This window comes from Ekhidna sp., from assembly GCF_965212185.1.
Classification (GTDB): domain Bacteria; phylum Bacteroidota; class Bacteroidia; order Cytophagales; family Cyclobacteriaceae; genus Ekhidna.
In genome coordinates this window covers 2,847,779-2,860,425 of sequence record NZ_OZ243102.1, presented here as the reverse complement: position 1 = coordinate 2,860,425, position 12,647 = coordinate 2,847,779, and the positions used below count along the sequence as shown (strand labels likewise).

General features: G+C 39.0%; 9 protein-coding genes. 7 read left to right on the top strand and 2 right to left on the bottom strand.

The window, feature by feature from the left end; translation table 11 throughout:
* The first annotated feature begins 64 nt into the window (after window positions 1-64).
* Window positions 65-1,771, top strand: coding sequence for a SulP family inorganic anion transporter (locus ACOMC3_RS12220; protein WP_420316172.1), 1,707 nt, complete (start codon window positions 65-67; stop codon window positions 1,769-1,771).
* Between the two features lie 114 nt (window positions 1,772-1,885).
* Here ACOMC3_RS12220 and ACOMC3_RS12215 read toward each other — a convergent pair whose 3' ends face one another.
* Entirely contained in the window at window positions 1,886-4,870 is a 2,985-nt protein-coding gene (locus ACOMC3_RS12215) for a DNA polymerase III subunit alpha (protein ID WP_420316171.1), read from the bottom strand.
* Window positions 4,871-5,064: 194 nt separating this feature from the next.
* Window positions 5,065-6,270 carry a DNA polymerase IV gene (gene dinB, locus ACOMC3_RS12210; RefSeq protein WP_420316170.1) on the bottom strand — a complete coding sequence of 402 codons (1,206 nt, stop codon included), beginning with the start codon at window positions 6,268-6,270 and terminating at the stop codon, window positions 5,065-5,067.
* 139 nt (window positions 6,271-6,409) lie between these two features.
* On the opposite strand from dinB, the gene ACOMC3_RS12205 reads away from it, so the two are divergent.
* From ACOMC3_RS12205 to ACOMC3_RS12180, 6 genes are all read left to right on the top strand, one after another.
* The gene (locus ACOMC3_RS12205; protein WP_420316169.1) at window positions 6,410-8,341 is read left to right on the top strand and encodes a YfiR/HmsC family protein; all 1,932 of its coding nucleotides are present in this window, start codon (window positions 6,410-6,412) and stop codon (window positions 8,339-8,341) included.
* Window positions 8,334-8,708, top strand: coding sequence for a response regulator (locus tag ACOMC3_RS12200; protein WP_420316168.1), 375 nt, complete (start codon window positions 8,334-8,336; stop codon window positions 8,706-8,708). The genes ACOMC3_RS12205 and ACOMC3_RS12200 overlap by 8 nt, the downstream gene beginning before the upstream one ends.
* Window positions 8,709-8,792: 84 nt before the next feature.
* Window positions 8,793-9,155 (top strand): response regulator, encoded by a 363-nt coding sequence (locus ACOMC3_RS12195; protein WP_420316167.1) that lies wholly within the window; start codon window positions 8,793-8,795, stop codon window positions 9,153-9,155.
* Between the two features lie 102 nt (window positions 9,156-9,257).
* Window positions 9,258-10,544: an oxygenase MpaB family protein gene (locus tag ACOMC3_RS12190; RefSeq protein ID WP_420316166.1), complete on the top strand. Its 1,287-nt coding sequence runs from the start codon at window positions 9,258-9,260 to the stop codon at window positions 10,542-10,544.
* Window positions 10,545-10,546: 2 nt separating this feature from the next.
* Window positions 10,547-11,227, top strand: a complete 681-nt coding sequence (locus tag ACOMC3_RS12185) for a DUF6989 domain-containing protein (RefSeq protein WP_420316165.1) — start codon at window positions 10,547-10,549, stop codon at window positions 11,225-11,227.
* A 26-nt stretch (window positions 11,228-11,253) separates the two neighbouring features.
* Window positions 11,254-12,576, top strand: coding sequence for a sensor histidine kinase (locus ACOMC3_RS12180; RefSeq protein WP_420316164.1), 1,323 nt, complete (start codon window positions 11,254-11,256; stop codon window positions 12,574-12,576).
* Window positions 12,577-12,647 lie beyond the last annotated feature (71 nt).

Below are 12,647 nucleotides of genomic sequence, written 5' to 3'. Positions count from 1 at the left end.
TCACACCAGTGGTGTTAGAGTCAACACCTATTTTCTATTCATCACAATTAGAATTAACAGAATCATGAATGATCAATCTAAAAATATATTCGTGCATCTGAAAAGAGATGCACTTGCAGGTACAGTCACTGGGGTAATGGCTGTCCCACTGACAGTTGGTATATGTTTAATGTCAGACTATCCAATTATGACCGGTTTATACACCGTCATTTTTGCAGGAATAATCAGTTTCGTTACGTATTTATTTAAGCCGGGAAACTTTACGGGCATGCCTGGAGTGGCTGCTGGTTTAGCTCCTGCGTTAGCCCTTGGCGTCAGCTCTTTTGGCATGGAAAACATGCCATTTGTAATTGCGCTCACAGCTTTATTTCAAGCTTTAGTATGGAAGTTCAAATGGGAGAAATTCATCCTGAGAGTGGTACCTCATTACTTGGTAGAAGGTTTACTGGCAGGGGTAGGCTTAAAGATAGCCCTTAAATTCGTGCCGTTTCTTTATGACATTGAGCACGAAACAGATACATGGCTCAATTGGGAGCGTGAGATGGTGATAGCGCTAAGCATCGTTTCCTTTGTGCTGTTTGTTCTCTTATACAAATACTACAAAAAACGTATGCCAGCACTGTCCTATTTTGTCATTATGGCAACTAGCTTTTTGTTAAGTTTTGTGCTTCCACTCCCGAAAATCGAGATTGACTCCATTCCATTTCAACTTCAAGCTCCTTTGCCTCACCTCAATGGAATGAATGAGACAGAGTCGTTGTGGATGCTTTTGAAGATGGTTGGATTTGCGCTCATGCTTGGTACGATAGATATCATTGAGCAGGTGATGAGCCATGTGGCCATTGAGAAGATGGACCCTAGAAAACGTAAAGCAGATGCAAATAATGGATTATTGCCTATTTGGATAGCCAATATCGGCGCTACCTTTTTTGGAGGAATGACTAATTTAGATGGACTGGCTAAAAGCACTACGAACACAGTTGCTGGAGCAGTGACGAAGCTGTCAAATCTTTTCACTGCGCTTGTGCTTTTATTAGTGGTAATTTTCCCATCTATCCTTTCCCATTTACCAGAGTATGCACTTGGTATCATCATGGTCTATTCCGGATGGAAGATGATTGCTAACATTGCCAACGTAAGATCAGAGGGGAGATATGCCCTTATCATGGCGGCAGTTTGTGGGTTATTAGTCTTTGAGTTAGGTATTTTTGAAGGCCTTCTATTGCTCCTTGCTGTTCATGGGGGTATTCAGTTTGTATTTATGCGCAGACTAGGTAAGTCAACTGCAGATATTTGGCTTGAGTTTCAGGAGACATTCAAATCGGAGCAGCACATTGGATTAGAAATTGCAGATATGATCCAGGAGCCGCAATTGCCTGTATTAAATAAGTGGGTGAAAGCAGTGAACATGCATGACCTGGATGCACTTATGAATCTTTATGCAGATGATGTGATGATGATCCCTGCATTTTCATCTAAGATTCGAAAGAATAGAAGTGAAGTACAGGACTTATTTCATGATTTATTTGAAAAAGATGATGTCACAGTTTCTCCCGTAAATGTGGTAACACAGCGGGTAAATGGGCTCAAAGTAGACAGTGGCGTATATGAGCTAATCTGGAATTCTGGTGGATTTGAAAAACGGAATAAACTTCGATTTTCGTTTGTAATTAAAGATGAAAAAATCACATCCCACCATTCCAGCATCGAACCAGACGAAAGTCTTAGTATCGAGCATCCGGAGGCTTATAAAGCCACATATACGATATAAAAAAATGCCGGCTCGTTAACTCGAGCCGGCTATCATTTAAACCCATCACAGTTTGTGAAAAGTATGAAACATACGGTAAGTATGATTAGACTGGATTTCGTTCAATCAAAAAAACTATCTCGAAACAGCCCTTACCATACCTTTAGATACTTCATCCAGATTCACAAAATTTACTTTTTCCATTCGGTTCACCTCAAGGCTATAGAAGTCAAATTCTTCCACGACCTTACCTGTTAGTCGGTAGATACCTCTTCCACGAAAAGGATATCTGGCAGCTGTTTGAGGAAAATGTACGGTATCAATAAACTGACCTTCATGATCTATGAACGTTCCAAAGTTCATACGTTTCCCATTTGAAGTGCCTGTGTTTTTAATCGTAACAAGGTATCCGAGCATTTCCACTTGCCTGTTCAGGTATCGGGGGAGCTCTTTGGATAATACTCCATAATGAGAAACATCGATCAGGTCAAAAGGATTGCAAAGAGGAAAACCTAGCAGATCCATTTCATCAAAAGCATCTTCACGCTTGTCGTGATGAAGTGGGGGTAGTGCCCATTTTTTTATAGGCATATTAAAAAGTCCATTTTTTACTTGGCTAACTCCAGCTCCCATGGTGAAATACACTTGCCAAAGGATATCCTTTTTCGGACCGAAAGCTCGTAAAGCACCTACACGCACGAGCAGTTTGATTTGCTCCAATGAAATACCCACACGATTGATGAAATCATCTAAATCAAGAAAAGCACCATTTTTTTCCCGTTCAGCAATAATGGCATCCATGGTAGTATGGTTTAGGTCTTTTACCATGCCAAATCCGAGATAAATGGTTTTCCCAAAGATCACCGTGAGGCCCTCGCTATGATTTACACATGGAGCTTCAATTTGTGCGCCACACATTCGTGCTTCATGTATGTAAAATTCAGTCCGATAAAAACCACCTCCATTATTCACGACAGCCACCATGTATTCCAGTGGGTAGTACGTTTTAAGGTATAATGCCTGGTAACTTTCCACAGCATAAGAAGCAGAATGACCTTTAGCAAATGCATAGCCGGCAAAGCTTTCTATCTGTCGCCAGATATCTGCAGAGAGCTCATAGGTATTGCCCAGGTCTTTGCAATTCTGAAAAAACTTGTCTTTGACCTTTAAAAACTCATCTCGAGAACGATATTTTCCAGACATTCCTCGGCGCAGCATATCTGCCTCACCCAGATCTAATTTCGCAAAGAGGTGAGCGACTTTGATGACATCTTCCTGATAGACCATTACTCCGTAAGTATCTGGCATGATATCCTGAAGTACCGGGTGTGCGTCTTTTCTTCGTTCAGGATGACGATAACGCAGGATGTATTCACGCATCATGCCTGATTTTGCTACTCCCGGTCGAATAATTGAGCTGGCAGCCACTAATCCGAGGTATTCATTCACCTGAAGCTTTTTCATGAGCATACGCATGGCAGGTGATTCAATGTAAAAACATCCGATTGCATCGGCATTTTGCAGGCGGTAGTTGAGTTTAGGATCGTCTTTGAAAGACTTGAAGTTATGAATGTCAACGTCAGGATCATTTGGGCAGTTTCGCTTGATTACATCTAGTGTATCTCTAATTTTTCCCAGCCCACGTTGGCTCAGGATGTCAAATTTGAATAATCCCACATCCTCTGCTACAATCATATCAAAATGAGTGACCGGATAACCTTTTGGAGGGAGTGATGTGGCAGTGAAATAATGGATGGGTTTCTCAGAGATTAGTACACCGCCTGCATGTATGCTGAGATGGCTTGGAAAATCGATCAGACGCTCGCCATATCTACGGATCAGTCTACCTACATGATCCAGATTTTTCTCATCGGTTTGAGATACTTTTTCAATTTCATGGGGTGGAAGCCCAAAAACCTTTCCCAACTCACGAATAATTGCTCTGCTTTGGAAAGTGCTGTAAGTCGCAAGAAGAGACACCTGACCATTCTGACCAAATCGCTCAAAAATATATCGTGTAATGTCGTCTCTATCTTTCCATGAAAAGTCAATATCAAAATCTGGTGGATTCTGTCTGAAAAGATTAATGAATCGTTCAAAATAAAGGTCCAGATCTACCGGATCTACATCGGTGATTCTCAATAGGTAAGCGACAATGCTATTTGCACCACTTCCTCTCCCCACATAGTAATAGCCCATTTTTCGGGCATATTGAAGGATGTCCCAGTTTACCAGGAAGTAAGAAACAAAACCTTTAGTCTTGATTAGATTCAGTTCCATATCCAACCGGTCGATGATTTCTTTTTTTGGATTATCTCCGTACCTATATGGAAGGCCTTCTTGACATAACTCGGTAATTTTTCGAATGTCGTCTTCCTCCGATTCTCCGTATATCTTGAGGTTTTGATGATTTACCGGGTCATTAAACTGAAACTCGATGGAACATTTTTCGAGAAGTTTTTTTGTATTGACGATGATTTCCGGGTAGTCTTTGTAGTATTCAAAAAGCTTACCTACCGGATGCATTACGTCATCTGGATCACCTTCTTCGTTTTTGGAAAGCTTACTAAGTAAAGTATTGTTATCTATACTCCGAAGTAAGCGATGCATATTGAAATGGATCTTGCTATCATCACCCGCTTTGAAGGATACGGTATGAAGGATAACCAGCTTGTCTAGTTGATTGACCCACTTAGTTCGGGGAAACTTGAAAATGTCTTTTGGCCTAATTCCCAGAAATTCATTTTCCCGAAGTTTCATATCAAATGAAGGATCAAACGGATAGATAACAAATGCTTCTTTGAAAGATGGAGCTTGTTTTGGGAATTCCTCTTTATTGTGTAAATGATGTGAGAGGTAAGTGTTTAGTTCTTGAAAGCCGGCATTATTCTTTGCTATTCCAACGAACTGCTGTTTTGCACCATTTCTAAAGTCTATGCCCAAGATTGGTCGGATATCAAATTCTGGAGCCAATCGCACAAAATTGAGACACCCAGAAGTGGAGTTGATATCTGTGAGAACCAGCTCATTGATGCCACATTCCTGAGCCGTAGCTAGGAGGCCCTCTTCGGAAAGCGTGCCGTATTTAAAACTGTAATATGTGTGGGTATTGAGGTACATGGAATTGAAAACTCATCCCGCCTTTCCTTCGTCAGGCACCCTTCTCTAATTTTAGAGAGGGGAAGGGGGAGCGTTAAAAGAGTGTTTGATTTTTTCTAAGCTCTCTGGCAAGTGATTTTATTGTGTTCCAGTAGTTTTTATTCATTGTGATTCATTTTAAAAACTCACTCCCACAAGCGGGGGAGATTACCCACCTACCCCACCTTCGAAACTCTCATATCGCCTTTGAAAGGGTTAAACGTACGCATTGCATTTACTCCGAGCGATTTTGCTCGTACCACTGATCGGTCACCATGTTTTTTTCTAAGCCAATCCATCTCCTGGTACAGATTTATAATCTCACCAGTATCTTCAAACAAGTTGATTTGATAATTTCCATGCACCAAACTGCTGAATCGTACTCCTACAAGTCTGACGAGAAGTCTGCGGTCATACAATTTTTCAAACAGTTCGATCACCTTAGGTATCAGAATGTGATCTCCTGATGTATATGGGATGCGAACCTGTTGTGTGTGGGTATTAAAGTCTGAATACCGAATTTTTACTGCCACACAGGCTGTCAGTTTGTTTTCTTCTCGCAGTTGGAATGCCAGGTGCTCTGTCATCGCTAAAATGATGGTTTTTAGCCGGTTGATGTCTGTGGTATCTTTATCAAAGGTCTTTTCAGTAGAAATGGATTTTCGCTCTGAGTAAGGAATTACAGGTGATCGATCTATCCCATTGGCCTTTTCCCACATGGCAGCCCCATTTTTCCCGAAAATCTGAAAGAGCATGTCTTTTGGCATTTCCTGTAGGGTATGAACCTTTTTTACTCCCAATCCACGCAATGTTTGATAGGTTTTTTCTCCTATCATTGGAATCTTTTGCACAGGGAGGGGGGCTAAGAAGGACTTTTCTTTTCCGGATTTTATCCAAATCTTATTATTTGGCTTTGCTTCACCTGTTGCTACTTTAGAGACAGTTTTGTTGATGGATAAACCAAAGGAGATGGGCAATCCGGTATTGTCAATTACCTTCTCTCTTAGTTCAGATGCCATTTTGTAACATCCAAAAAACCGATCCATACCCGTTAAGTCTGCATAAAATTCATCAATTGATGTTTTTTCAAATACAGGAACATTCTCTCTGATGATCTCTGATACTTCGATGGAAAACTTGGTATAATCTGCATGACTACCTTTAATTATAACAGCTTCCGGACAGAGTTGAGAGGCTAACTTCATGGGCATGGCAGAATGGATCCCAAATTTGCGTGCTTCATAGCTACATGCTGCCACCACTCCTCTATCGCTAGACCCACCAATCAAAATTGGTTTTTCATTCAACCGACTATCACGTAAGCGTTCTACAGACACAAAAAATGTGTCTAAATCCATGTGCAGAATGAAAGCATTTTCCATGAATCAAAATTACTAATATTTTTAGTAAAATGTATCTCTAAGGTAATCCGTTATTTATCTAATCATGGATGAGTCTTATCTAATAGCTAGTATGAACCCATATAAAATCACTATATTTCCTGCTGTCACCAGTCCTATAATGAAGGTTAAACAGGTAATACTATTCTTACTCACAACGCTTTTAGCGTGGCAAATGGCTAATGCTCAGACGGATCGTCAAAAGAAGCTAGTTGCAACCACGTACTCTTTCGTTGAAAATATTGAGTGGCCTCAAAAAAGCACTCCATTTAAAATTCATGTAATTACTACAGATAACGATCTGAAGCAAGCGTTCAGAACCACTAGTCAAACTAAAAAATTGGCTGGACGCACAACCCAGGTGAGTTTTACAAATTATGTAATAATCCCACAGGATGCTGACGTAATTTTTGTAACTAATCGATACAATGCAACCATACCAATCTTATTAGATCGAGTGGGAGGCACCTCTGTTTTGCTTGTTACTGACAGATACGATAAGCAAAGGGATGTGATGATAAATTTTCTGGACAGTGATGCCGGAGGATTAACATTTGAGATCAACCGGGCAAATGTTAGCAATCAAGGTCTGAAGATCAAACCGGGAATGAATGATCTGGGAGGGTCGGAAGTGGATTTGGCTAAGATTTTCAAACAGGTTAGAGATTCCGTAAGAGCGATGGAATCAAGAGCAAAGGAATTACAAGAAGTCTTCGACTCATTGAATTTAGCCTCAACAGTCGCCAGAAGATTATTTCTAGGTCAAGATAAGATCATTAGAGAAAGAGATCAGGAAATTGAATTCAAGCAAAATCAAATTGAGAAACAAAATAGTTTATTAGACAGCCTAAGAGATGAATTCGCTGAATCAGAGCAAAGATTAATTGCCTTAACCTCACAGTTAGATAAAAGAGAACAAGAATTAGCAGTATTAACTGAAGATATTAATCTTCAAAAAGAGCAAGTAGCCGAAGGAAACAAAACGCTAGAGAAACAACAGGAACGAATTGCTAAGCAGAATGAAGAGATTGCACAGCGTGAGGAGAGACTGGATGAAATGTCCACGGTGGTAAACTCACAGCAGAGTGCGCTTGTATTTTTGATATTATTTCTGGTGGTTGTAGTTGTGTTTTTATTTCTCATTTTCACAGCTTACCGCGCTAGAAAGAGGGCAGCTAAAAAACTGGCAGAGCAAAAAGAAGACCTTGCAAATCTGTTGGAAGAACTTCAAGATACTCAATCACAGTTGGTGCAATCTGAAAAAATGGCGTCTTTGGGTACGCTTACTGCAGGAATTGCTCATGAGATCAATAACGCAATCAACTTTGTTTATTCAGGGATCCATGTACTTAGTGATAAGTTCACCGAAATTAGGCCTGTTATTTCTAAGGTGACAGAATTGAAGGAGGATGATGCAGAGCTTAATAAGTCAATTCATGAGCTGTCAAAAGTAAGAAAGGAAGTAGAGTATGACGAAGCTCAGGGGATCATAGATCAAATGATCAATAGCATTAAAGTAGGAGCTGAAAGAACTACTGAAATTGTAAAAGGATTAAGAATCTTTTCAAGATCAGAAACAGAAAAGAAGACCAAAATTGATATTCATAACGATGTTGAAGTAGCATTATTACTCCTAAATAGTAGACACAGGGATGCTGTAAAAATCAATAAAGAATTTGGTAAGGATATACCAGAGATTGATGGATTTAGCGGCCAATTGAGCCAGGCATTTCTAAACATCATCAACAATTCATTGGATGCAGTCTCTGATAAAGGAAAGGGTGGTGAAATCAATATTATTACATCAAAAAATGGAAAACATGTTGAGGTAAAAATTAAGGATAATGGTGTTGGAATGTCAGAATCAGAGAAACAAAAGATTTTCGATCCATTTTATACTACTAAAAAAGTAGGAGCCGGGACCGGGCTTGGATTGGCTATCACTTATGGAATTGTAGAACGTCACGGAGGAACAATTGCTGTGAATTCAGAACCTGATGAAGGCGCTGAGTTCATCATTAGATTACCAATAGCTGAGGTAAAAGATGAATGATAATAAACCCACATTGATTTATTTGGATGATGAGGAAATCAACCTGATCCTCTTTAAAGAGATGTTTAAGAGGGATTTTGATATTGTAACCACTTCATCACCAGATGATGCCATAGAGCATGTAAAAAACAATAAACCTAATTTCATCCTGACTGATCAGTTGATGCCCGTAATGACAGGAGTGGAATATCTAAAAGAATTAAAAGAACTTGGAATCTCAAATGATTCCACCAAAGTGATTATTTCTGGCTATACTCAAGAAGGGGATGTGGATGAGGCGTTGGAAACCAAGCTAATTGATCATTTTGTAAGTAAGCCATGGTCGTATCAGAACCTGAAAGATTTATTACTCAGCCATCAGATTTAATTCGTCGAAATCAAATTAATTGTTCTACAAACTATTTAGCTATTGAATTAGATTTGTAGCTCAACCAGAAATGAAAAGCATAGTATGCAAAAGCCAGTAGTTATCTATTTAGATGATGAGGAAATTAATCTTCTTCTTTTTAAGGAGATGTTCAAAAAAGATTTTGACGTATTTACTACCACATACCCTGAAGAGGCGCTCGATTATTTAAAGAATAATGATGTAGAATATGTTTTTACAGATCAGCGTATGCCATTGATGTCAGGTGTTGAGTTTCTTAAAGAAATGGAGTTAATGAATATCACTACAGCTCCAAAAAAAGTCATGATTTCCGGATATGCTGCCGAAGGAGAAGTTAGCGAAGCAATTGAGAAAAGACTAATTGATCGGTTTATAGATAAGCCCTGGACATACGACGGTCTTAAGACAGTTATCAGCGCAATCTAGTATTCATTTTATTTTCAGACACTTCTTATTTTACCTCCTTTCATCAAAGAAGTAAAGGTGTTAGATTACAACATTAAATCGAACTAACCTATCTTCTAAAGAATGAATAATGGCTTTTTGATTTCTGACATTAATTCAGAAACATTACAAGCATTCAGAGATCAAACTGATCAACTAGCCGATGCGACAGTCTCATCAATTTTAACATCTGGTGATGAGAAAAAGGTAAATGAGCTAATGATGATGCTTTTCAGGAATAATAGTTTCCAAAAAGGCATGTTTTCATCACTTGGTGATGACCTATCATCACAGCTAGACCATTACATAGATCAATCTGAAAAGCTTCCATCATGGGCAGACAGAGATAGAATAAGAAACGGCCAAAAGTTGTTTTCTCTGTATGGCCCTGAAATATTCATGCTTTTGAATGTAAGCTCTCTCCCAATGTGTTACACCTGTGGTAAAGGAGCTCAGGTTCTTTATGAAACTGGACGCTTACTTTCTCATAATGGTAACATTGATCCGCTGGCAAGGAGATTAATGGAGACTGCCCAAATGGTGGTAAATGTATTAACGGAAAACGGACTCAATAAGGGTGGAAGAGGCATTGTTACCTTACAGAAAGTAAGGCTGATCCATGCCTCTATTCGACACTTTCTTAAATCTGGTCAATATCAGGATAAGAAATGGGATGTTGATAAATATGGTCAACCCATTAATCAAGAGGATTTAGCTGGCACACTTATGTCTTTTGGTCCTGTGATTATTGCAGGACTTCATCGCCTGCAAGTCAATCTTTCGCAATCACAAATAGATGATTATATGCATTGTTGGAAGGTAGTGGGGTATTTAATGGGGATAGATGAGAAACTACTACCAGACACCTATCAAGATGGTTTTAAACTCGCAACGAAAATCATTGAGCATCAGGCGGTAGATTCTACAGCTGGTAAAGCTTTGACGGATTCTTGTATTGCATTTATGAACTATCTCATTCCAGGAAATTCTTTTGATGAAGTACCAGCATACTTTATTGAGTATTTTCTCAAAGACTTTACAGAATCAAGTAAAATTAACTTAGCAAAGTGTATCGGTATTGAAAGTTCAGATGACAGAAAGGATCGGATAGCTCTTTCGGTTACTAGATTCATCACTGGAGAACTTAGCAAACTCGAAGAACATCGTTTTATTGGCAAATTATCCACACACTTCAATAGAAGGCTTTTGAAAGGAATTATTCATCATTTCAATGACGGTAAGCAGGTTCAATTTTATATTCCACCCTCCCTTCAAGCTGATTGGGGGCTTGTGGATGAATGGGAAACCGCGCTAGCAACTCCTGCCATATTTGGAACGAGACTGGCAATTCAACGCAAAAACAAAACCTAATTATGACAGATAAATATGAAATTCCTGGGCTAGATAAGCAGACTACATATGTTATTCTGGGCTCATCTGGTGTGCTCATTTTATGGTCATGGGTTTCTTCTACTATTGCTGCGGGTCCAATAGCAGCAATTATCATAACCTATGGGTTGTATATTTTCTATTGGATTTATGGATGGAAAACTAGGAACCCCCTGGTATTGAGACTTGTCATTTTTGGGACGGTAGCTGGTATTTTAGAGCTCGTTACTGATCATTATTTGGTAAGTACCATTGATAGTCTCGTGTACCCTGGAAATGAGCTTATGGTATGGAGTAGCCCAATGTATATGCCATTTGCCTGGTCCAATGTATTACTCCAGCTGAGCTTTGTTGGTGTGCTACTTACACAAAAGAAGGGGCTTGTAATAGCATCCATTATTTTGTGTATTGCGGGTGGAATGTACATTCCACTGTATGAGCACTTAGCTAAAGACGCTGGCTGGTGGTGGTATCAGCAAAATGTATCCATGATATTTAATGCTCCTGTATATGTAATCGTATGCGAAGCACTAATATCATTATCATTACCGATCATTATTTATTTTTCTGAGCATAATAAGCTTCAGCACACCGTATATTTAGGTATAATCGAAGGCTTTTGGATCCTGGCAAGCGCTTACATTGCTTTCACCATTGCTAAATAAGGATTAGATTTATTAGCATTATAATCATGAAATTCGCCTCACTTGTAGATTATTTTATTCATCCTTCATATTATGAAGATGAACTAAGATTGAGGAAGGCTAGATTATTCGTAAGATCCACACTGCTTACCAGTCTGTTTTCAAATTCCTATATCTGGTTTAGTGTTTTGTTTGAGTATCAATTAGGTATTTACTTAATGATATTTAATGTGTTAGGGTTTATTGCATTGGCATTTTTAGTCAAGACTCGAACTCCTATTTTGTTAATAACGAACTTATATGTCTTGGTTGGAGGGGTAGCAGTGGTTGCATTGACATACTTTTCAGGAGGCATTTGGTCAGCCATTTACCCATGGATAATATCTATTCCAGTACTCGCATTGTTGGTTGTCAATAGAAATTTTGGAATAGCCTGGGGCATACTTTCTTTTTTAATTATGGTGTGGTTCGGTTGGCTAGAGTTACAGGGAGTACAATTACCTATACACTACAATGCTGATTTAAAATCAGAATGGTTTGTCTCAGTTTTGCCGGGACTACTTTTGATTATTCTGGTAATCTCTGTCGTTTTTGAATCTACCCAAACAAGTGCTTTAAAAAACCTACACATTCAAAATAAGCAGCTTGCTCAACAAAAACAGACAATTAGTGATCAATCTAAAAAATTAGAAAAGCTCATAGATGATAAGGATCATATTATACGGATTTTGGCCCATGATCTGAAAAACCCGCTGGCCAGTATCACTACTATCTCAAATATTCTTAAGGAAGAACATGCCGCAGATCAGCAAAGGAAGTTTATTGAAATGATAGAAAAAGTTTCAGCGCAGGCACAGGGACTGGTCAATAACGTTCTTGATTTGGCAACCATGGAACAAGGAGCTATTCGGCTGAAAACTGAAGTGTTGTCAATAAAGTCAGTAGTTAATAAGGCTCTGGATGTTTTATCTGAGCAGGCAAAACAAAAGGATATTAGCTTATCGATCTCTGGAGAAGATGCCAACGTCAACACAGATCAAACCTACTTACAGTTGATTTTTGAGAACCTGATTTCCAATGCAGTAAAGTTTACACCTCCCGGGAAAAGTGTGAAAATTAACATTGATGTTAATAAAGGAAGTGTTCAAGTTAAAATCATGGATGAAGGCCCTGGTGTTTTACCGGAGGAGGAAGATAAATTATTCATGAAATTTGCAAAACTTAGCGCCAGACCTACCGGTCAGGAAAGTTCCTCTGGTCTTGGTCTCGCTTTAGTAAAAAGGTATGTGGAAGAAATAGGGGGTAAGGTATGGTTTGAAAGAGGGTTCTCTTCAGGAGCAACATTTATTGTTGAATTGCCTACAGTTTGAGTTTTTGAATTGATGGTTTAGTTTTTGCCATAAACTTTTTTACAGGTTAAATGTTTAATCAATAGAATAGG